At 40.8% G+C, this 20019-nt stretch carries 24 protein-coding genes; 8 read left to right on the forward strand and 16 right to left on the reverse strand.

The genetic code is table 11. The annotated features are described in order from the left end of the window. Positions 1–105: 105 nt before the first annotated feature. The 5 genes from MUN89_RS00110 to MUN89_RS00130 all read right to left on the reverse strand — a co-directional run bounded on the left by MUN89_RS00110 (position 106) and on the right by MUN89_RS00130 (position 5344). A complete protein-coding gene (locus MUN89_RS00110) occupies positions 106–1437 on the reverse strand; it encodes a copper amine oxidase (RefSeq protein ID WP_244710401.1) in 1332 nt (443 codons plus the stop codon). 372 nt (positions 1438–1809) lie between these two features. Beyond that, positions 1810–2598 (reverse strand): anti-sigma factor, encoded by a 789-nt coding sequence (locus MUN89_RS00115; protein WP_244710403.1) that lies wholly within the window; start codon positions 2596–2598, stop codon positions 1810–1812. Further along, positions 2591–3154 (reverse strand): RNA polymerase sigma factor, encoded by a 564-nt coding sequence (locus MUN89_RS00120; RefSeq protein WP_244710405.1) that lies wholly within the window; start codon positions 3152–3154, stop codon positions 2591–2593. The genes MUN89_RS00115 and MUN89_RS00120 overlap by 8 nt, the downstream gene beginning before the upstream one ends. Positions 3155–3521: 367 nt before the next feature. After that, positions 3522–4664 carry a trans-sulfuration enzyme family protein gene (locus MUN89_RS00125; RefSeq protein ID WP_244713502.1) on the reverse strand — a complete coding sequence of 381 codons (1143 nt, stop codon included), beginning with the start codon at positions 4662–4664 and terminating at the stop codon, positions 3522–3524. Positions 4665–4741: 77 nt separating this feature from the next. After that, complete coding sequence (locus tag MUN89_RS00130; RefSeq protein WP_244710407.1) at positions 4742–5344, reverse strand: NUDIX hydrolase; 603 nt, start codon at positions 5342–5344, stop codon at positions 4742–4744. Positions 5345–5469: 125 nt separating this feature from the next. On the opposite strand from MUN89_RS00130, the gene MUN89_RS00135 reads away from it, so the two are divergent. The 3 genes from MUN89_RS00135 (at position 5470) to MUN89_RS00145 (ending at position 7165) form a co-directional block, all read left to right on the forward strand. Continuing rightward, on the forward strand, positions 5470–5658 hold the full coding sequence (locus MUN89_RS00135) for a hypothetical protein (protein WP_244710409.1): 189 nt from the start codon (positions 5470–5472) through the stop codon (positions 5656–5658). Between the two features lie 98 nt (positions 5659–5756). Beyond that, complete coding sequence (locus MUN89_RS00140) at positions 5757–6806, forward strand: hypothetical protein (RefSeq protein ID WP_244710411.1); 1050 nt, start codon at positions 5757–5759, stop codon at positions 6804–6806. Between the two features lie 74 nt (positions 6807–6880). After that, positions 6881–7165: a hypothetical protein gene (locus MUN89_RS00145; RefSeq protein WP_244710413.1), complete on the forward strand. Its 285-nt coding sequence runs from the start codon at positions 6881–6883 to the stop codon at positions 7163–7165. A 140-nt stretch (positions 7166–7305) separates the two neighbouring features. On the opposite strand, the gene MUN89_RS00150 is transcribed toward MUN89_RS00145, so the two are convergent. Both MUN89_RS00150 and MUN89_RS00155 read right to left on the reverse strand, forming a co-directional pair. Next, entirely contained in the window at positions 7306–7785 is a 480-nt protein-coding gene (locus MUN89_RS00150) for an alpha/beta fold hydrolase (protein ID WP_244710415.1), read from the reverse strand. Continuing rightward, entirely contained in the window at positions 7761–7982 is a 222-nt protein-coding gene (locus tag MUN89_RS00155; RefSeq protein ID WP_244710417.1) for an alpha/beta fold hydrolase, read from the reverse strand. Before MUN89_RS00155 ends, MUN89_RS00150 begins: the two co-directional genes overlap by 25 nt. Before the next feature lie 276 nt (positions 7983–8258). On the opposite strand from MUN89_RS00155, the gene MUN89_RS00160 reads away from it, so the two are divergent. Beyond that, positions 8259–8852, forward strand: coding sequence for an SCO family protein (locus MUN89_RS00160; protein ID WP_244710419.1), 594 nt, complete (start codon positions 8259–8261; stop codon positions 8850–8852). Between the two features lie 54 nt (positions 8853–8906). On the opposite strand, the gene MUN89_RS00165 is transcribed toward MUN89_RS00160, so the two are convergent. Both MUN89_RS00165 and MUN89_RS00170 read right to left on the reverse strand, forming a co-directional pair. Next, complete coding sequence (locus tag MUN89_RS00165) at positions 8907–9464, reverse strand: hypothetical protein (RefSeq protein ID WP_244710421.1); 558 nt, start codon at positions 9462–9464, stop codon at positions 8907–8909. A gap of 58 nt (positions 9465–9522) precedes the next feature. Then, on the reverse strand, positions 9523–10035 hold the full coding sequence (locus tag MUN89_RS00170) for an RNA polymerase sigma factor (RefSeq protein WP_244710422.1): 513 nt from the start codon (positions 10033–10035) through the stop codon (positions 9523–9525). Between the two features lie 266 nt (positions 10036–10301). On the opposite strand from MUN89_RS00170, the gene MUN89_RS00175 reads away from it, so the two are divergent. Next, positions 10302–11564, forward strand: a complete 1263-nt coding sequence (locus MUN89_RS00175) for a helix-turn-helix domain-containing protein (RefSeq protein WP_244710424.1) — start codon at positions 10302–10304, stop codon at positions 11562–11564. Between the two features lie 76 nt (positions 11565–11640). On the opposite strand, the gene MUN89_RS00180 is transcribed toward MUN89_RS00175, so the two are convergent. Then, positions 11641–12543, reverse strand: coding sequence for a DUF1002 domain-containing protein (locus MUN89_RS00180; protein ID WP_244710425.1), 903 nt, complete (start codon positions 12541–12543; stop codon positions 11641–11643). A gap of 166 nt (positions 12544–12709) precedes the next feature. On the opposite strand from MUN89_RS00180, the gene MUN89_RS00185 reads away from it, so the two are divergent. Together MUN89_RS00185 and MUN89_RS00190 are read left to right on the forward strand one after the other, a co-directional pair. Beyond that, a complete protein-coding gene (locus MUN89_RS00185; RefSeq protein ID WP_244710427.1) occupies positions 12710–13096 on the forward strand; it encodes a DoxX family protein in 387 nt (128 codons plus the stop codon). Between the two features lie 41 nt (positions 13097–13137). Further along, entirely contained in the window at positions 13138–13659 is a 522-nt protein-coding gene (locus tag MUN89_RS00190; RefSeq protein ID WP_244710429.1) for a type 1 glutamine amidotransferase domain-containing protein, read from the forward strand. A gap of 138 nt (positions 13660–13797) precedes the next feature. On the opposite strand, the gene MUN89_RS00195 is transcribed toward MUN89_RS00190, so the two are convergent. The 4 genes from MUN89_RS00195 to MUN89_RS00210 form a co-directional block, all read right to left on the reverse strand. After that, entirely contained in the window at positions 13798–14967 is a 1170-nt protein-coding gene (locus MUN89_RS00195) for an acyl-CoA dehydrogenase family protein (protein ID WP_318036107.1), read from the reverse strand. A 209-nt stretch (positions 14968–15176) separates the two neighbouring features. After that, positions 15177–15332 (reverse strand): STAS domain-containing protein, encoded by a 156-nt coding sequence (locus tag MUN89_RS00200; protein ID WP_244710431.1) that lies wholly within the window; start codon positions 15330–15332, stop codon positions 15177–15179. Continuing rightward, positions 15329–15973, reverse strand: coding sequence for a YtvA family blue-light photoreceptor (locus tag MUN89_RS00205; RefSeq protein WP_244710433.1), 645 nt, complete (start codon positions 15971–15973; stop codon positions 15329–15331). The genes MUN89_RS00200 and MUN89_RS00205 overlap by 4 nt, the downstream gene beginning before the upstream one ends. Before the next feature lie 85 nt (positions 15974–16058). Continuing rightward, entirely contained in the window at positions 16059–16937 is an 879-nt protein-coding gene (locus MUN89_RS00210) for a LysR family transcriptional regulator (protein WP_244710435.1), read from the reverse strand. A gap of 109 nt (positions 16938–17046) precedes the next feature. Here MUN89_RS00210 and MUN89_RS00215 point away from each other — a divergent pair, with 109 nt between their 5' ends. Further along, the gene (locus MUN89_RS00215; protein WP_244710437.1) at positions 17047–18258 is read left to right on the forward strand and encodes an MFS transporter; all 1212 of its coding nucleotides are present in this window, start codon (positions 17047–17049) and stop codon (positions 18256–18258) included. Positions 18259–18583: 325 nt separating this feature from the next. Here the strand turns inward: MUN89_RS00215 and MUN89_RS00220 are convergent, their stop codons facing one another. Continuing rightward, complete coding sequence (locus MUN89_RS00220; protein WP_244710439.1) at positions 18584–19048, reverse strand: GNAT family N-acetyltransferase; 465 nt, start codon at positions 19046–19048, stop codon at positions 18584–18586. A 67-nt stretch (positions 19049–19115) separates the two neighbouring features. Further along, positions 19116–20003, reverse strand: coding sequence for a LysR family transcriptional regulator (locus tag MUN89_RS00225; RefSeq protein WP_244710441.1), 888 nt, complete (start codon positions 20001–20003; stop codon positions 19116–19118). Positions 20004–20019 lie beyond the last annotated feature (16 nt).

Genomic DNA, 20019 nt, shown 5'->3' on the forward strand with positions numbered 1-20019 from the left:
CTCTGTTTTCAGAGACGGCCAAAGTCATGAGCTCAAGTCTAAGTGGAAGCTATTCAATACCATTCTTTTAAAGAACAATTGCGCTATATGAACAGCACTAAGAGATTACTGCTGTTTGGACTGGTTTCTTAAGAATATACCCGCAGCACCAATTAAAGCTAAAATGGATGCGTAGATCCAGATGTCCTGATCATGAGCGGTGCCCCCCATGCCTGTATCGGGCATTTCAGACGGCATTTTCATAAATTTGTCCGGCATCTGTGCTACAAATGCTCCAGACAGAGCTTTTGAAGCTTTAAACATGTGAGCGTATGAATCTCTTAGCGTCATATAAACTTTATCGTAGTCCTCTGCCGCATACTGATCAAAATCATTAATCAAATAATCAGCGTGCTGCTGCAGACTTCCTGACAAGGCATCTGCTTTCAAGCGACCATCTGTAGCTGTTTCAAGAAACTTGGAGAAGTTCATACGATAATCTTCCAGCGCTTGCAAAGCTTCATCCTTCATCGCCTGGTCATCAGCTGCAGTTCCTTTGACATATTTCACAAAGTCTTGAATGTGCTTACTCCAAATATCATTAAATTTCTGCCCCGCTTCTTCTCCGTAAAGGGAAGAGATTGCCTTCGTTAAATCCTGTGTATTCATGGACAATGCTTTGACTGAAGCATCAAAGTCTTTCGAACCATCTAAACCATTTTGCATCGCCATCGTAGCGAGACCCGTGTGTTCACTCAACAGATAGTTCAATTGGGAACGCAAATCTGCTGCAGGAGTTACAGCTTTCGTATCATTAAACTTGTCCGGAAATTGATTCACAATCGCACCAGAAAGACCTTTACTTACCATATACATATGGTGAATCGCTTCTCTTTCCTTCATATAGGCTTCCTGATAATTTCCATTTACATAGCTGTCAAAAGCACCGATCAGCTGGTTAACGTGGGTTTGAAGGCCTTCCATCAGATTTTCAGCTTTTAATCGGCCATCAGTTGCTGATTCAAGAAACTTAGAGAAATCCTGGCGGTAATTTTTCAAATGATTTAGCGCTTCTTGTTTCGCTTGTTCATCCTGATTGCCAGTAGCTTTTACATAGTCCACGAAAAAGCTAATGTGAGAGGACCACATTTTTTTGAATTTCTGTCCAGCTTCGTCACCATAAACGGAAGCAATAGCTGCCGATAAATCTTCTGTGTTCTTTTCAAGTGCGCTTGCTGACTGTTTAAAATCAGGAGCTTCCTGTGCCCCTTTTCTCATTGTTTCAATCGCTAAGTACGCATGCTCACTAAGCAGGTTGTCCAACGTGGAACGCAGTTCTACAGCTTTTGTTTCTACGGTAGGCATGTTACTGTCTTCTGCATTTACAACATCCAATGAAGTAGGTAATAGTACCGATACGCTGAGTGGTACTACAAGCATAGCTTTTTTTAAATTCATAAGTCCGATCTCTCCTTTTTATTTTTTGTTTATTCATGTAGCTATCGAAACAATAGGGAGATCGGATCACATTTTCGTCAAAAAAGTTCAAAAAAATTTCAAAAAGATTGCAGACAACTGAAGAACAGCTGTCTGCAAACCATTCCCCCTAAAGGCAAACAAAGAAGAATAAGGGAATTCCGAAGCCATCGATGGTTCGTAGGGACCGCACCTGAAATACACTCCGCTTTTTTCGGGCACCAGCCTTATATGAATATGAAGTTCATCCACCATGAAAAATCCGAATGATGATGAAAACTTATCATAATAAGTACACCTTCATTCGGATTTCATAATGGCTAAAACAACATTGTCCCAGCCCATAATTTCCGTTTATAAATTTGAGCTCATAATGACTTCACCTTGAGGAGTTTCACTTGTGGCATCGGGTTCTCTGGAAATCGCTACAGAATCCCAGTCCACGTCCTCAGGAAGATCTTCAAGAGAATACGCTACAGCACCTTCCCCATCCTGGTTGGCTACAAAGGTGCCTGCTCGATAAGGCTTCTCTCCCTTGATCAACCACACTTGGTAAACTTCACTTCCTTGAAGCTGGTCTAAGCCCTCGGCCTGCAAGGTAAGAAGGTTTTTATTATCCTGCTGGATTAAAGCTGCAGTAGCATTTGCCTGAACCGATGTGCCTTTAAGCTGCACTCTTTCAGCCACCTCGTCAGTGATATCCTGCTGCTGTTGACCTTGTTCAGTTGTTTCATCCTGATTCAGCAAGGTCACAACATTTCCAAGCAAAGATAGCGTAAGGGCGGCGACCAGTCCTCTTATGATCCACGGATGTGGAGTTGGATGTGCTTTTCCCGGTTCTCGGGATTCTTCATTATGAGAATCTAAGTCGACTATTGTTTTATCGGGTGCTTCAAGATCACTGCTTTCCTCACTGTCCAGCTGTTCTTCTGCAAATACAGCCTCCAGTACACGGTCCTTCATGTCTTTCGGAGGGTCCACAGGCTCAGAAGCGAACGGTAAATCATCTGTCAGCATGGTTAACTCTTCTAGCTCTGCCTGACATTCTTCACAGTTTTCCAAATGGCGTTCAAACTCTTTCTTTTCTTCTTCAGTCAACTGATCGTTGAAGTAATCGATGATTTTATCACACTCGTTACGCATCGTCTTTGCCCCCTTTCCCTATCGATATCTCTTTCTTTAAATGCTGTAAGGCCAGCCTTATTCTTCCCTTCACTGTACCCAGCGGCAGTTCACATTGTTCAGCTATTTCTCGTTGATTCTGCCCTTTGAAATAAAAGAGCTCTACCATTTGCTTTTGCTCATCAGAAAGAGTTCTAATGGCCCTTCTGACTAGTTCTCCTTGTTCTTTCCATTCAATAATGTCCTCAGTCGATGATGTTTCTTCTTCAGGAATATCCGTTTCTTCTTCAAGAGAAAAGTTTTGATTCTTTGTTTTACGGATCCAATCGATCGCTGTGTACCGTGTAATCGTTACGATCCAGGAAGAAAACTTTCCTTTTCTATCATTATAGTTGGCTTTTTTAGTCCAAAGTTTTATAAAAACTTCTTGCACGACTTCTTCAGCTATTGTCTGATCACCAGCTAATTTTATGACAAAGGAATAAAGCAGCTTTTCGTATTTATCGTAGAGTCGTTCCAAAGCCTGCTTATCCCCAGTCTTCATCTGGTGATAGAGTTCTACATCCCGATTACTCATAGCACACTCCTTTTATAGTGGTAGATACAATTATCATAGCATACCATCCCACTTTATCACCTTTTCTGGGAGCCTTGCTACTTAGCTATCGAATCACATCTTCATTTAGATCATTTTTTTCGAAAAAATTAAGGCCCAAAATCCTGATTTGAGCAGGTTGCGTACGTGCTTAACGTTCTTTTCCTATTTTAATATGTTTCACAGTGAAGATGAAAGGGTATAGAAAATGTTAAATAAAAGAGCATCCTTTTCGAAAAAAGGATGCTCACCATTTTAGATTTTACCATTCCTAAAAACCGTGTCCATCTCAACACTTGAGAAGTGACAACGGTTTTTTTATTCACTTAAACAAACGTTTGATTAACATCTAAATGGATTGTTTAATAGCTTCCTTAAACTGTTTAATGATGTCTTCGCTATCTTCAATTCCTACTGACAGCCTGATTACATACTCGTTAATCCCTACGGTTTCCAGTTGATGTTCATTCAGCGACCGATGCGATGTTTTTACAGGATAAGAGACTGTCGTTTCCACACCAGCAAGTGTCGGAGCGATTTTTACCCATCCCAGGGACTTAAACCACTGCTCCACTTGGACGTTTGGCTGCAGCTCAATGGTTACAATGGCCCCATTTCCCCTTTCAGAAACAAACTCAGGGTAGTAGACAGTTTTCACATGAGGTTCTTCCTTTAATGCGTTTGCCAGCTTTTTAGCATTTTCGGATTGTTTATCCATCCTTAAGGCCAGTGTTTTTGTACCCCTTTGAGCAAGCCAGGCTTCGAATGGGCTTAAGCTTGCACCAAGAGTGGAGACTTTCTTTGCGGCAGTTTGAATAAGGGCTGAACGCCCGACCAAAACACCTGCAGTCACATCGCTGTGTCCCCCTATATACTTCGTGGCACTATGAACAACAAGATCAATTCCTTGTTCAATAGGAGTCAGCAAGTAAGGGGTAGCAAATGTATTATCCACCATTGTTTTCAAACCATGCTCCTTTGCAAGGCTGACAATGCCGGGGATATCCTCTACTCGTAGGAATGGGTTCGAAATGGATTCCGTGTACAAAAGACGTGTATTAGGACGAATTTCTTTCCTGACTTCCTCCAAATCATGAAATGAGACAAGCGAAACCTCCAAGCCGAAATCCTTTAATTCTTTCGATAAAAGGTGATAAGTGCCGCCATAAACATCTTCTGCTGCGATAAGATGGTCTCCTGGCTTGACTACTGAAAGAATGCCGGAAAGGATAGCTGACATCCCTGACGATGTAGCCACTCCGGCTTCCGCCTTCTCTAAACGGGCGATGGTCTGTCCGAGCTCCTCCGTATTCGGATTTCTTTCCCTCGTGTATAAATAAGCGGCTTCTCCATTATAGTAGCTTTCTAAGTGGTCCAAGTCCTTAAAGGTAAATGCAGTCGTCTGGTAAATAGGCGTTGTTTTGCTGTTTAAAGCCATTGACTGATCGATATGGTTATGTACTACTTGGGTTTCAAATGATGAATCTGACATCATACTTCTCCTCTCTGTAACTATGACAATAAAGAAAGTATATAGAGGGAGAGAGAGATCTGTCAAAAAATTCTGTTTTAAGAAGTGGACAAGCTTCTTTGGATGGCTTGGATAACAAACTGGTAATAATAGAAATCGTGAGGGACTAAGTCTGACACCGAGAGAGACGTTTCTTTTCCTGATAATACTGAAGCAGCCTTCATCGTTGAGTTCTTTTTGCAAAGCAGGCTGAGAAATTCATCCAAGTGGACTTTTACAATATCCGTTACTTCCTGACCGATTAAGAAAGGGGCTGCATCATTAAACCGATGAATATGTACTTGGCAGATCTCTCTGTCAAAAGAATACCGGGTCCGAAGAGATTCCTTGTAGCATCCTGTGTATTCAAGATCTTCCGGCTTTAGTTTAACGCCTATTTCCTCCTTAATTTCTCTTAAACCAGCTTCCATTAACTTTTCCCCTGCTTCAATATGGCCTGCTGCAGTAATATCAAATAGATCCGGAAATTCTTTTTTATCGGACGCCCGTTTTTGAAAATACAATTCGGTGCGCTCTTTGGTAACTTCATAGAACCAGCACTGAAACGTTTCATGCCAATCGCCGTCCCTATGGACAAGGCTTCTTTCTTTTTCCCCAATCGGCTTTAATAATTCATCAAATATCGTCAGCATTTCCTCCATAAAGCCCGCCCCTTTTTCATTAATAACTTCAGTGTATCACAAAGCCTGTCTAAGCGAAGCATAGCAGGTTTATACTGCTTTTATTCATGGAATACTATTTCCAAAGACTAGCTCAGGAGTGATGCATGATGAAGAATAAAAAAACAAAACGAGGAAAAGTGCATGTTTCGAATGAAGCAGCAGAGGTTTTCAGTCATTCTTTACATTTTAATAAAGCTTTTTCCCATACAAAAAGAGACGAGCCGCATACCCCGGACTCAGAATCAGAAGCTATGCTGAACTTTTATTCAGACGAAGAGAAGGATCCTGATTAACGAACCGATTCTCCATTAGGAGGATCGGCTTTTTTATGGGTTACTATCCGCTTATTTGTTATGATTAGGTAAATAATGGATAGAAAGGACGTCTGCCTATGCGAACGAGCAAGTCGAACAAAAAACTCCAATGGGTCCTGGTTTTTATCGGACTTACAGCTCTGATTATCGGGATCCAATTTATTCCTGGAAAAGACAAGCCGCTAACACATAACAAGAAGCTGGAAATGAATAAACAGGAAAAAGAGCCCTTCCCTGAATTCCCCGACCATTTACGAATGAATACATATGATGAAGTAGTAAGTTTCTACGAAAAGAGAATCCCGGGGTTAAAGAGGGCAAAAGAACATCAATTAACGACTTTTCCGAAGCAATCCATTGACTTACCAAACCAGGATGGAAAGTTATACATAAACGAATTGTGGTTCAACGGTCGAGACCTCCACATCCTCTACAGCATCGATCGGGAAGTATTCGGAAAAAACCCTGTAGAAATGCCATTTGCGTTTGAAAGCATGCAAATAAAACCTTTAGGTGAAAAAGGAGGGCTGACAAGTACATCTTATTCGCTTTATTCCCAGAACCTTGGCAGTGGAAAAGTCTTATTCAATCATAAGCTTTACGGAACGGCAACCATGGGGGTCATTTTTGAAGAGGGATTACCGGACCACTCCATTGATGAAACCATTTTAGCTTCTTTTAATATGCATTTACCAAATGGATTTTACAAAATAGAATCCATACCTCTCCCCCTTCATTATGCGAATGAAAAAGACTATGAAAAAACTTATGCTATTCAAGGACGCTACAAAAAACAAGGAATCATGATTGAGCCAACTAAGTTCATTTACGGTATTTCTCACAACAAGGTTGAACTGAAAATTCGTGCAAATCAGGGCGAGCTCACACCCATCATTATTGGTTCCATAGTATCAGCTGAAGGCGAATCCCGTCCTCTCCAGTTCTTAAAGGAGATAAAAAATAAAAAAGATGTATATACCGTAGAAACACCACCCTTTTCAAAGGATGCAAGCAGCTTCACTTTAGATATAAAGGGCATCCATCTCAGAAGAAAACAAGACTTCTCTTTAACCGTTGATATTTCTGACTATGAGAACTCACAAGCAAATAAGCCCCTTCGAAGGTAGAACTACACAAGAAGCTGCTGTCGAAAGATTCTACGGATATCATCTTAACAAGAAAGGATTATCGTCTGAACGGCATGAACTTTGAATTAACGTTTCAGCCTGAGTCCGGGAAACTTAAACGATCTATCGCACCTCCCTCTCACGTTTCCATGAATGAAGAAGAACGAACCCGTGGTTATGTACACTTAAGAAATGATTTAGGAAAAGAAGCAGATGCTGCTTTCGGAGGAGGAAATAAAAAAATGACCCTCTTTGTTAAACAAAGAATGCTGACTGATGCTTCTAAGCTGACTATACAATTTGACCGTACAACATTTATGCACAACATTCAAAAAAGTTTCTCAACGCCATCCTCATAATCATAGAAAGAAAAGAACTCATTTGCACGAAAGAGGCAGGGGTTTGGTTAAAAGCATTTCATCCAGAGACAAACGATGGCGGGATCTTATGATAAGTTTCCACCATCGTTCAGATTTTACAATGGAAAAGATACGCCTTACTATTTTAACTTACGCACAAGAAATTCATGGATAGATGGGTTAAAATACTGAGGATGCGTGGCTGGAATCTGATGGAAGGCCTGGTCTACGAATACGAGTGTAGCGTCCTTGCAATTCCTGTAAAACCTGGCATGGTGGTTGATCCAAACTGCCCGCTCCCCATATAAAAACAATAGCGGCATTTCCAATTCATGAAGACGAGAGGTACAGTCATAGATGAGCGCATGCTCATAGTATGAAAGCCATACTTCAGGATTTGATTTCGCCATGTGCTCCCTCAGTTCATATTTATAACGAGAATTGCGGAAATGGGATTTGCTAAGCAGCCAGGCTAGAGTTGCAGGGCTTTTTTTAATCCAGTGGATCCCTCCGAAAAACTCAAATCTAAGCCCCATTGTTGCTACCTTGGGAAATGCCCCGGATAAGATGAGAGCCTTCAGCCTTTCTGGATAAGTCAGCGCAAACTCCTGAGCCACCATCCCCCGCAGGAATATCCAACGAGGACAACTTGCTCCAGCTGTAAGTAATCGATCAGCTGTTTCATTTCCTTAGCAAAAAAACTCAAGTCTGGAGAAGCATTCACTACCTCGGAATCTCCGTGCCCGCTTAAATCTACAACAATAAGCCGGTAGAGCTCAGCGAGTTCATGCTGCTGTTTAAATACCTTTCTCCCCATACCTGGAGGATGAATGAATAATAAGGTTTCCTTTCCGCTACCTATATCCTCATAAAAAAGCTTCCTCCCAAACTTTTCAACAAAATAAGGCATAAACATCCCTCATCTTTCGTTCGATATTATAGCCTTTCCTGACACTTACAAATATATGCAGATGTTCGTGGCCATGGTGTTGAGAAGAAATTTACTATGGAGAGGTAAGAGTTTGACACCGTGATTCACCCCACCTTACACTAAGAATGAAGTTAAATACATAATAGATGAAAGGTGACTGCTATGAAGTTAAACCGCTTTCTTCTGCTCACTTTGTTAAGTGCCTTAGTTCTTGTGATGGCCGCATGTGGAAAGAAAGAATTAGAGGATACGCTTGATTGGAAAGTTGGCAGCTTTCAAGCCACTACTCAAGCAAATAACAGTTTTTCTACTGACGAAATGAAAGGAAAGGTTTGGATTGCAGACTTAATCTTTACATCGTGTGAAACCGTATGTCCCCCGATGACTAGAAATATGTCCCAGCTTCAAAAGAAATTCAAAGAGGAAGGATTGGATGTTGAATTCGTTTCTTTCAGCGTGGATCCTAAAGTAGACACCCCGGAAAAGCTTAAAGAATTTGGGAAATCCCACGGAGCAAGCTTCAAAAACTGGACGTATGTCACCGGCTACAGCCAAAAGGATATTCAAACCTTTGCCAAAGATACCTTCCATACCCTCGCAGAGAAAATCGAAGGGACAGACCAAGTGTCACACGGATCTTCTTTTTACTTAATCAATAAGGATAACGTTGTTATGAAAAAATATTCCGGTACCCAGGATGTACAGTACGAGCAAATCATAAAAGATGCAAAAGTATTGCTAAACGAAGAAAGCTAACCATTCAAGTTAGCTTTCTTACTGTCAACAGCTGATAATAAACCGTAATTAATTCTATTGATGTTCTACAAGCACACGATTTCCATCCGCATCGTACAAGTAGAGCTCCACTGGATAGGGTTGTCTTAATCCGTCCGGGAGTTTTTTGCAAATGATAAAATAATCGTCTTTCGGTAAGGCTGCATTAATCGTGTGGTGAGGCATAATCCCTTTTACTTTGACATACTTGCGGTCAATATTTTCTCCGGAAAGCACCGCATAATTCCCTTTGCTGGTCACAATGTCAGTATAAGTAACCGGGTTTAAGCTTTGACTTGCCTGGGAAAATTTATATTTCCCAAACCACCCCTTTTTGATAAACACATGCCCCAGCCTGAGCCTGTATTTAGTGGAGGCAAATACACTGACGTATGTATTGCTTTCTCCTACCCGTTTTGTCTTTTTAAGCTCCAGCTCCACATCCTCATCGATGGAACGATTAAACCAGCTTTCCACCTGTTCTTTATAATTAACTCCAGTTACGTCCACTTTGAACTGAAATGCATGGTAAATAAGCGTACTGGTAACGGTAATGGCGAGTACCGCAAAAAAAACAATCCCATAATTCTTCATCGTATCCCCCTTCTCAGGGTTGCCAGTCGTTGTATCTCTTTATGCTGATACCACTTTTCTATTTTTCTGTGGTTAAACGTTCTTTTAATCTCTCACGAGCTCGTTTCATTCTCGTTTTTAATGTGTTTTCTTTTATTCCAGTTCGGGTCGAAATCTCTTTAATGCTTAAATCCTCAAAATAATATAAATAAAGGACTTCAAAATGGTCTGTACTGAGCAGCTGCATTTGATCATAAAACCAGCTGCTTGTTTCTTTCCTAAGAATAACATCCATTGGTTCCTTTGTATCTACTTTATGAACGGAAAGCCAATGATCTTCCCAAGGGCTGACATGCTTATTGGAATAGCTTCGTAAATAATCCTTACATTGATTTACCATAATCTTAAAAAGCCAAGGCTGGAAGGAATGGGTTTTCTGGAACGATGTGAACTTTTCCAGAGCTTTCAACAAGGCGTCCTGAACCATGTCCTCAGCTACCATAGCATCTTTTACATAAGAATGGGCCGTCCGAAGTAAAAAAGAATAATTTTGTTCTACAGCACTTTCCAGGGTTGCGTTTCTCTCCTTCAAGTTGTTCACTCCATTGCTGTTCCCTGATCTCAAACTTAACCTTTTTCTTTTATCGTACTACAAATTGAAACCATTCAAATCTAATTATCGTACTATTCTTAGTAACCATTCTTGAAAAAATAATGATTTTGAATCCAATAAATAATAAAGAAACGAAAATTTATACCACAATTCAAGTTCAACTATGACCTTTCACCTATTTTTTTGTACGGTAATAAGTTAAAATAACAACTATATGAGAAGAGCTTTTATAAGGAAGTGACTTTATGCAGCTGGGAAAAAGAATCTATGTATACCGAAAGCTCCATAATTATACGCTGCACCGGCTGACAGGTGATAAGATTTCCACTGCTCATTTAAGCAAAATAGAAAACAATTACAGAATTCCCGGGCGTCATATTCTGAAATCTTTATCAGAAAAGCTGGAACTCCCAGAATCTTTCCTGCAGGATAGTAGTGTAAAAGACGCGGAAGTCCATTCCATACTTTCTCAAATCCATCTTTTTATTATTCAGGATATGGAAAAAGCCGACCCTTTAATCCATATGATCGATTTACACTATTACGAATATTTGGCATGTATAGAACAGGAAGTTTATTTCCTGCTTCTTAAAGCTGCCTATTATTATAAGAATGACCAAAATGACCAAGCTTTACATTTATATGAACACTACTTAGTTCATTATTTAGCCGATGCAGATTATTCTGCTTGGCCGCTTTTTTTAAAAGGGGCTTATTATTATTTCTTTGGTATCCATTACTATCAGTTAGGAGATTATGATCAAAGCTTTCACAGCTACAAATCCTATTTGGAAGTCACTGACTCCCTGCCTGTAAAAGCGGCTCTTACTTATAATCTCGGGTTCCTTTCCAGAATAAAAGGGGAAAACGACACAGCCCTTAATTATTGTAAACAAGCCCTGAGCTACTACGATATCTTAAAACTCCCTAAGGACCAAAGTATGACCTATAATCTAGTTGGTGTCATTCACTGGAGCCAGGAAAATTATGCAGAAGCGATGAATTATTTAGAAAAAGCGGAAACTCTCTCATTGCAAACAGAAGATAAGAATCTCCTTGCGCAAATTTACCATAACAAGGCGATTATTCTGCGAAAACAACAGCTTGAAGAACAGGCCATCCCCTATTTGGAAAAGACTTTACAATTGAAAAAGAGCCAAAATAAAAACCCGATGATTACTTATCACACGTTATGCAGAAATTATCTTGCCCTGGGAAAATTAGAAAAAGCGAAAGAAACCTTCAAAGAAGCTGAAGATTACATCCGCAATGACATGGATTATTATAAATTACTTGATTCATTTCTAGATTATTATAAATATACAAACGAGCAGGCTCTCTATGAAAAAGGCTTAATGGATTGCATCGATTTTTTTAAAGAGAAAACGAACAATGATCTCTTAAAATCCCAATACAAGAAGCTTGGTTATTACTATTATGAAAACAACAAATACAAACGCGCCTCGGAATGCTTCTTATCCTTACTGGAATTGAATGAAAGCAATTAATCAAACGTTTGTTTAACACAGAACAGCTTCTGGCAGAATAACAGCCGCTCTCCTAGAAGGAGAACGGCAGCACTGCTTAGCTGAATAATGAATTTACAAAGCTGCTTAAAGAAGCAAAAAAGCTCTTAATTGCAGAGGTAAGTTTGTTCCAAAAACCATCATCATTCATTAGGTTCTGAAGACTTCCAGTTAAATCATCTAATTGACTTCTAACTTTGTCGAAGTCGATGTTTAAATTTCTCATTTGCTCAAATAAATCAACTAGTCTCTGTCTGTCTTCGGGACTTAACTGAATATTTAACTGGTTCAGCTGGTCTTTTACAATCTGCTCTACTTCTTCTTTCGTTGCCGGGTTTTGTTCGGCAATCTGTTTTTTTATTTCCGTAAGAAGCTGGCTTACTTTTTCCTGATCGACCCCTTCTTTGTCAGCAATGGATGTTGCAACATCCAGTTCGTCACTAGCAACCTTCATACGATCCTTGTCCAGCTTGACTCCTTTAGCATCGTAAGCCTTATAGATTCCTGTTAAGGCGGAATGACCGCTCACTTTAACAGATGAAGCAACTAATACGTCCGCATTTTCCACTCCGGCAGTAAGTAAAGCATTGGTGTACATTTCTTTCGTCACTTGAGTAATATTTTCTGGTGTCACAATATCAATATTAAGTCCGTTACCATCTTCTTTGTGAATTATTTTCACTGATGAATACATATTTGAATTTGGATTTCCGCCGATGTATTTGGCAATATCCTGACCCGTAACAGTAAATTCATCTACCTGTTCATGCTGATCTACTTCCAGAAGCTTCGCTACCTCTTCTTTCTGAGATTGAGATAAAGCTTCTCCATAAACAACAATTGGCAAGCCAAGCTTTTCATTGATCCCCTGGTCGTTCGTGGAAGCAAAACTGATGCCAGGAAAAACAGAACCTGCCAGCACTACAACAGATAAGAAAAACAACGCAATCTTCTTATTCAATCCTCTCGACCCCTTTGATAGATTCATCACTCCATTTAATCTTAGGAACAGAGTGAGTTATGATAAAACTTAGGAAACTTTATTAAGGATACTGTATTGATTATACGATAAAAATTCAAGAGAAGTTTCATCTTGTTGATAATTTTACAAAGGAAGTGCACAAGAAATGGCCATTTTGAAGAAAATCGGGCTTTACATTTTTGCGGCTGGCTTTTTTTTCGCTGGTGTCGCTCACTTTATTTATGATGAGGGATTTGCCCAAATGCTCCCGGATTGGACTCCTATTCGACTTGAAATTGTGTATATGTCAGCGATTACCGAATGGCTCCTGTCTCTGCTTCTTGTTTTTCCGCAGACGCGAAGAGCAGCAGGCATTGCTACCGCTGTGTTTCTCATTGCTGTGCTGCCTGCCAACATCTATGCTGCCATTTACGGAATCCCGGCTCCATGGAGTAATGAGACAAGTGAGCTGGCGCTTTGGATCCGCCCTTTTTTCCAGCCTATTCTCATCTGGTGGGTGCTCGTAGTGTCTAAGGATTCGAACTCCTTTTAACCGTTTGATACAATGGGGACAGTTTAAATAGGAGGGATTTCATGCGCCTGGAAAATAAAAAAGTAATTGCGCTGGTAAGTAAAGACTTCGAAGATTTGGAACTTTGGTATCCTGTGCTCCGTTTACAGGAAGAAGGAGCGGAAGTCCACCTTGTTGGAGAAGAGGCGGGTAAGGAATACCCTGGTAAATACGGTGTCCCAGCCGTATCGGACTATGCATTTGCAGATATTAACCCAGCCGATTACGATGGAATTCTCGTTCCTGGAGGCTGGTCTCCCGATAAACTGCGCCGCTACTCTGAAGTGATTGCCATGGTTCGACACATGAATGACCATGAAAAGCCAATTGGACAGATCTGCCACGCAGGATGGGTGTTGATTTCTGCAGGAATTCTGGAAGGCAGGAATGTGACGAGTACACCGGGCATTAAGGATGATATGACAAATGCGGGGGCAGTATGGCATAACGAGCCCGTCGTAAAGGATGGACACCTCATTTCTGCCAGACGTCCACCTGACCTCCCACCATATGCAAAAGCTTTTGCTGATCTCTTAGCCGATTAGAACGGCATAGACGCAGGATCTTTCAAGGAGTGAGAACCCTTTCACTCCTGCCGGCAAGGAAAAAAGCTTTCGGAAAAACACAATCTTCTCCACAACACTGAAAAGCACTCCCGTCTAAAGAGACATGGAGTGCTTTTTTTAGTCTTCCAGAGCTTTTCCAGCTAACATTCGTAATACAGCGTCATCCATAGGAGGGTTATGAAGCCCGGCTCTTACATCACGGTAATATTTTTCAAAAGGATATTTTTTGGACAACCCTCTCCCGCCTGCAATTCTCATAGCTAAATCTACTACATCATTAGCCGCATTAGTCACAGCCAATTTCACAGTGGCAAGTTCGGATCCCATATATCTGCGATTTTCCGGTTCTTCATCCCATTTCCTTGCAGTAGCGTACATAAAGCTATGTGCTTGAATAAGCTTCCATTCCATCTCGCCAATTTTATCCTGAATATGAGCGGTTTCGGAAATCGGAGTATCCAGACTGTTCGGCTGAAAGGATTTAGCAAATTCAATCGCATCGTTCCGTGCTGCTACCGCTATGCCTAAGTAGCAGGCAGGAATATGAAGTAGCCATCCCTTAGGAGCAGGCTTCCCTTCCCCTTTCATTTCCACGAGACTTTCCACGTCCAGCTCTACTTCCTCTAATACAAGGTCATGGCTGGCTGTGCCGCGCATACCTAGCGTATCCCAGGTTTTATCTACCCGGATGCCTGGCTGATGACGATCAATGAGAAACCACCCTACCTGATCTAAATCCTCTACATAAGCAGAAACAATATAGTAGTCCAATTGTTCCGCCATTGAAGTAAACGTTTTTCTCCCTGTGACCACGTAGATATCCCCGCTGCGTACAGCTTTCGTCTCTGGAATTCCTCCTCTTGTTGGACTTCCAGTAGCAGGCTCACTGGCCGCACGGTTGACTACCTTTTGATCACCTGCTATTTCTTTTGCCAGCTTTTCAAACTGACTTTTCTTCCAGAGCTGCTCTTCATTCAACTCCATGACAATTCCCAGGTGCCAGCCAATGGATAAAGCTGCTGCCCCATCCCCTTCAGCTATTTTTTCCTGCAAAAGTAATAGTTCATAAAGAGAAATATCTTCTCCACCATAATTCAATGGAAGACTCAGTGAAGGGTACTTTTCACCTTTTATTACTCGTAACGTTTCCGGGGAAAAGTCTGCATCACGGTCAGTAACCTTCACTTGAGCTTTCGCTGTTTCAGCTATTTTAGCCGCTTTTTCGAATAAGCGATGCTGCCGATCATTTTTGATCCATTGATTAAAAATATCCTTCACTGCTTTCACTCCCTATCCTTCTACTCTATTTAAATCATATAAAACGAGTAGGAATTAAACCAGTTATCAGCTTACAGTGATATACATTCTTATTAAATAATAGGTTTGTTCCCTTATACTCTTCAGATTACACCTGATAAATAAATGGTAAAAAAGATAAATTCCATACTAAAAAAGCTGCCGATTCTTTCTCGACAGCTTAGATAGCATTTACTTGTTCACGTACGTATCGATTGAAGTGCTTGTTTCACGGTAGCAAAGGTTTTTAAAGAAAGCTCACTGAAATCTGCATAAGGTGCGCTTTGAATCGCGAAGTTTGGTTTGATACCGGTGATAATCATGGAGGTCCCCATAAGTTCCAGCAGTTGACTCATCTCATAGATCCCCGGTGAATCTCCCCATTATAAGAAGAAATGGCGGAAAGATCTAGAATCAAGTACTCATCTTTTGATTGCTGCACATGGTGGCTTACTGTATCCAGCATTTGCTGCAGCCGTTGTTCATCTACGGTACCAATCAGGGGAAGAATAGATATATGATCCTCTACCGGGACGATTGGTGTGGATAACCGTTTGACTTCAGAGGAGTAGTGTCCTACAAGCCTTTCTGCTTCCTTTCTAACCGTGACATCCTTTTGAACACCGACAAAATATGTTTGTTCTAAATGCTCCAAATATACCGGGAAAATTTGCAGCTCATTCCAAAACATCGAACCATCTTTACGATAATTTTTAATCTCCACTTGAACCTGCTCTGTGTTTTTAAGAGCCTCATGGATTTTTTTGATCGTTTCAGTATTCGAATCTTCCCCCTGCAGGAACCTGCAGTTTTTACCTAACACTTCTTCAGACGAATAGCCTGTCAGCTGTTCAAATCCTTCGTTCATGTAAATAATCGGATTATCCTCCTGCTGGGGGTCTGAAATGACGACGCCAGCTCCTACATGATCAATAGCCGTTTTAATAAATTCATTTTTTTTAATGTCGTGCAGCTTATTAAATGTATGATGATTCATTATGTACAATCCCCTTTGGATAGTGAAATGAATACTTTTATCATAAAATGAATCTTTGGAAATTTCCAATCATACATTAAATTTCTCAAAAGAAATCTTGGGAATCTTCGTATCGATTTCCAATCTTTCCTTCAAGAAAACTTAAAAATGCAGCCACCTGGGGGAGTTCCTTCATCGAATTTTGACTGCAGACCCAAGTATCACGTGAAATAGTCTTCCCCGCATGAAGTAAAGGTACATGAGGCAGTCCTCTCATCTCTTCTGTTACTATACTTTTTGGAAGGACCGTCATTCCCAGGCCTTTTATCATCATTTGTTTGGCTGTTTCGAATTGGTCAACTTTAATGGAACGCTTAACTTGAAGCTGCTTATTTTGGCTGAGCCATTCTTCTACCAGCATTTGATATTCAGGCTCGGATTTAAATTCAATAAAAGGGCGGACTACATTACCATCTAAAGGGACGGTATCAAACAAATAAAGGGGATCTTCAAACAGGAGCGTGCAGCTCAGTTCCTTCATTTTTCCGCCTCTAATAATACAGACGTGGTATTCCTTCGAAGAGCGGCGGATCTCTTCACTTACGCCGGTGATCAAATCCACATGAACCTCAGGGTAGTCTGTGGTAAAAGACTCAAGGATTTCAGGAAGAAAATGCTGGCTTACGAGTGACGATACTCCAAGCGAAAGTGTTCCTGAAATTGTACCTCTCGTTTTTGAAACAAGCTCATGAACACGCTTTTCCTCCAGCATCATTTTTTTTGCATGGGCGAGGATCAATTCTCCAGAAGGAGTCGCTTCTAGTCTTTTTGGCGTTCGAACAAAGATAGGCGTATCAAAATACTCTTCTATATACTTTAACCGCTGGGTAAGAGCGGGCTGAGAAATAAGGATTTTTTTTGCAGTCGCCCGAATCGTTTTATTTTCGCTCAAATGAATAAGCAGCTGATAGTCTTCTATTTTCATTAGTTCCTCCTATAAGAAATACTTATCACTTTTAATCAATAACCAATATTATTATTATTACACAATTCATCATATGATGATAATAGTAGACCACAAAGAAGGTGAAGGAATGAATAAATTCAATACTTATAAATTATTAACAGCATATTTCCTGTATGAATGCGGAAGAGCCATGTATTTCGTATTAGTCACATGGTTTTTATACCAATCGACAGAAGACGCTTTATATACAGGCTTTTTTGTCAGTTTTGGATTTCTCCCCGGGCTTGTATCCAACCTTGTTTTTGGTGTGCTTGTCGATCGGTATAATCGGAAAAAGCTCGCACTCATATCGGAATCGGTCAGTTTTTCCGTACTTGTGCTGCTATTTTTCACAGCTGCTACTCATTTGCTTCTTCCCTCGCTCATGATCGGGGTTCATATGGTCATGCAGACCACAGGTTCTTTATTTCGCCCCTCCTTGCAGGCACTTGTGGCTGAAGTCTTTGATAAAGAAACATTACCAAAAATGTTCTCCTTTTCTAATTCAGCTACTATTTCCGGAAGTTTAAGTGGTGCAGCTATTGGAGGCTTCTTATCAGGGTGGCTTCCGCTCAGTAATTCTCTGCTGATTGTTACTAGTTTATATGGATGTTCATGGTTAGCTGTAACCCTTCTCGATTACGAGAGAAAGTTTTTTCCATCTTCGAACACAAAATTTCGTATAGTATCGGAATTAAGGGATGGCGCCAATTACCTTAAAAAGAACCCTATGCTCTATGGATTATTTACAATGATGATGCTTGGACAGCTGACTTTTCATACGACTATTGGTTTCTTATCTGTTTATACTAGTGGATATTTGCATTCCAATGCGGTCACTTATGGTTTTCTTGACGCCTCTTTTTCTATCGGAGGGATTGCAGCCGGGTTTTTAGGTACGTGGTGGTGGGTGAAGTGGAAAAATTTCATTGCTGTATGGTCCCTTGTGACCGTAGCTGTCGGGTTATTTTTATTAGGTACTGCCCCCTATCCTGCCGTGGCCTTTATAGGCGTGTTATGCACCGGCCTTGGAACTACGTGGGTCCGCGCACTTCTTCAGTCCGTACAGCAGATCGCAACAGACAAAAGGTACCATGGAAGAATGGCCAGCTTCCGGATGCTCGGAAACCAGGCTTCTGTCGTTCTGACGGGATCTATTTTTGGAGCAGTGGCAGCCTCTCAAGGGGCAAATATGGTATTTCTGTGTTTGCTCATTCCTATTTTATTAGGAGTGCTATGGGCAGTTTTTCAATCGAGACATCCGTCATTTAAAGCAATTACAGACCAAAAATCTGCATAAAGAGAAGGTATGTCCGCTAAAAGACATACCTTTTTATGCTATATTCATATGATTCTCATGTATTCTAGTAGGGTTGACGTGAACGGCTTTTTCCTGTAACGGTTACCTCGTCTCTTCCTTCGGTGTTCGATAAACCTTTTCAACCTCAACTCCCAGCGTCTTTAAATAATCGACAATCTGGTCTAGGCTTTTCATGATTTCACCTCAGTGTTATTGTACAGATTTGGCTCGAAACCACACCATTTCGTTCCGATATATCCCCTATACGAAATTCATAAAACATTCGTTTCATTTGTCATATAGTGCACCATACCCCATATGCACGTTAAATATTCAGTTTTTTACACATTTTTATATTTTTTAAATAAACCCCGTTTAAGAAGTTTGATTGGCTTTGTAAAGCCGTGAATCCTTGTTGTTTTAAAAATGGAACAGCTGTTAAGCTTGCTTGGGTTTTCAAACAGGAAACTCCTTTAGCTTGAGCTTCAACCTCCAGTTGATGAAGGAGCTGCTTTCCTAATCCTTGATTCTGCTTTTCTGCATGAATATACAGCAAATCGACTTCGTTTCCCCATAGGCTTCCACAACCGGTAACCCTGCTTCCTTCTACTCCCAGCCAGGTGGAAGAAGCAAGCATTCGTTTACTCCAATAGTCAGCCTTTGTAAATTGATCCGCCCATACCTCTGTTTGTTCAAGGGTGTAATCAGATGTATTGACTGTTCGGATCGTATGTCTAATCAGGGAAAGCACATCTGCAGTGTCTGCTGCTTTCATCATACGAAGGTCCATTTGAGTCACCCCTGCAGAATAATCATAACAAACTTACTGCTTAAAAAATATTTAAATTTGATGACAATTATAGCGGATACATTTGTTGAATCATAGCAGCAAATACTTCCACATTTTTTGTAATGTTTTTTGAATCTGATGGAAGGACCAAGGAAAACAACCGGGCTGGAGGTTGAATAACAGGCACAGCCATAACTAAATTCGAAGCGTACGTGTGATCCACTACCGTTTCGGAGACAAGGGAGAGTCCAAGTCCTGCTTTAACAGCCTGCACTACGCCATGATTACTTCCAATTGTGATGTTTTTCTTTGGACGTAAATTTGAAGATTCCAGCATAGCATCCATTACTGCCCTGCTCCCTGAACCTCGCTCTCGACTAATCCAAATCTGATTCTGTAAATGCTTGTAACTAACATTTTTTATTTCCCAAAGCTGATGTGCTTCTGGGACGAGCAGGACCATTTTATCCTCTAAAAAAGGCACAGACGTGAGGTCCTTATGAATGACCTGGCCTTCTACAAGCCCGACATCCAAGTCATGAAGATGGAGGGCTTCATTAATTTCACGGGTATTGTCGATGCGAACTTCGATATCCACTGCTGGGTAGAGCGAATCAAACTTCTTAAGCAGGACGGGAATTACGTATTCTCCTACAGTGTAACTAGCTCCGATCCTGATGCTGCCTCTCATTTGGTTTTCGTGTTCATAAACTTCTTCTATTGCCTTTTCCATCACTTTTTCCATTTGTTTTGCCCGGTGATAAATCAGCTCGCCCGTCTCTGTCATCTGGAACCTTTTCGGTGTACGGTCAATAAGATTTGTTTGGAAGTGTTCCTCAATTTGCTTTACGTGAAAGCTTACAGTTGGCTGTGAAAGGTTTAAGGCTTTCGCAGTTTTTGTAAAGCTCTTTAACTCCACCACCGTTATAAATGTTTTCAAAGCATCTAGATCCATAATCTTCTCCCTATCA

The organism is Halobacillus salinarum, assembly GCF_022919095.1.
GTDB classification, from domain to species: Bacteria; Bacillota; Bacilli; order Bacillales; family Halobacillaceae; genus Halobacillus_B; species Halobacillus_B salinarum.

Excerpts from the sequence above, each read along its gene's own strand:
- MUN89_RS00115 (WP_244710403.1), bottom strand. The coding sequence starts at position 2,598 with ATGCGTAACGAGTGTGATAAAATCATCGATTACTTCAACGATCAGTTG.
- MUN89_RS00210 (WP_244710435.1), bottom strand. The coding sequence starts at position 16,937 with ATGAAAATAGAAGACTATCAGCTGCTTATTCATTTGAGCGAAAATAAA.
- MUN89_RS00150 (WP_244710415.1), bottom strand. The coding sequence starts at position 7,785 with ATGGTGGCTCAGGAGTTTGCGCTGACTTATCCAGAAAGGCTGAAGGCT.
- MUN89_RS00215 (WP_244710437.1), top strand. The coding sequence starts at position 17,047 with ATGAATAAATTCAATACTTATAAATTATTAACAGCATATTTCCTGTAT.
- MUN89_RS00190 (WP_244710429.1), top strand. The coding sequence starts at position 13,138 with ATGCGCCTGGAAAATAAAAAAGTAATTGCGCTGGTAAGTAAAGACTTC.
- MUN89_RS00165 (WP_244710421.1), bottom strand. The coding sequence starts at position 9,464 with ATGAAGAATTATGGGATTGTTTTTTTTGCGGTACTCGCCATTACCGTT.
- MUN89_RS00225 (WP_244710441.1), bottom strand. The coding sequence starts at position 20,003 with ATGGATCTAGATGCTTTGAAAACATTTATAACGGTGGTGGAGTTAAAG.
- MUN89_RS00135 (WP_244710409.1), top strand. The coding sequence starts at position 5,470 with ATGATGAAGAATAAAAAAACAAAACGAGGAAAAGTGCATGTTTCGAAT.
- MUN89_RS00175 (WP_244710424.1), top strand. The coding sequence starts at position 10,302 with ATGCAGCTGGGAAAAAGAATCTATGTATACCGAAAGCTCCATAATTAT.
- MUN89_RS00110 (WP_244710401.1), bottom strand. The coding sequence starts at position 1,437 with ATGAATTTAAAAAAAGCTATGCTTGTAGTACCACTCAGCGTATCGGTA.
- MUN89_RS00125 (WP_244713502.1), bottom strand. The coding sequence starts at position 4,664 with ATGTCAGATTCATCATTTGAAACCCAAGTAGTACATAACCATATCGAT.
- MUN89_RS00205 (WP_244710433.1), bottom strand. The coding sequence starts at position 15,973 with ATGAATCATCATACATTTAATAAGCTGCACGACATTAAAAAAAATGAA.
- MUN89_RS00140 (WP_244710411.1), top strand. The coding sequence starts at position 5,757 with ATGCGAACGAGCAAGTCGAACAAAAAACTCCAATGGGTCCTGGTTTTT.
- MUN89_RS00185 (WP_244710427.1), top strand. The coding sequence starts at position 12,710 with ATGGCCATTTTGAAGAAAATCGGGCTTTACATTTTTGCGGCTGGCTTT.
- MUN89_RS00160 (WP_244710419.1), top strand. The coding sequence starts at position 8,259 with ATGAAGTTAAACCGCTTTCTTCTGCTCACTTTGTTAAGTGCCTTAGTT.
- MUN89_RS00220 (WP_244710439.1), bottom strand. The coding sequence starts at position 19,048 with ATGGACCTTCGTATGATGAAAGCAGCAGACACTGCAGATGTGCTTTCC.
- MUN89_RS00130 (WP_244710407.1), bottom strand. The coding sequence starts at position 5,344 with ATGGAGGAAATGCTGACGATATTTGATGAATTATTAAAGCCGATTGGG.
- MUN89_RS00120 (WP_244710405.1), bottom strand. The coding sequence starts at position 3,154 with ATGAGTAATCGGGATGTAGAACTCTATCACCAGATGAAGACTGGGGAT.
- MUN89_RS00200 (WP_244710431.1), bottom strand. The coding sequence starts at position 15,332 with ATGAGTCAACTGCTGGAACTTATGGGGACCTCCATGATTATCACCGGT.
- MUN89_RS00145 (WP_244710413.1), top strand. The coding sequence starts at position 6,881 with ATGAACTTTGAATTAACGTTTCAGCCTGAGTCCGGGAAACTTAAACGA.
- MUN89_RS00155 (WP_244710417.1), bottom strand. The coding sequence starts at position 7,982 with ATGGGGAGAAAGGTATTTAAACAGCAGCATGAACTCGCTGAGCTCTAC.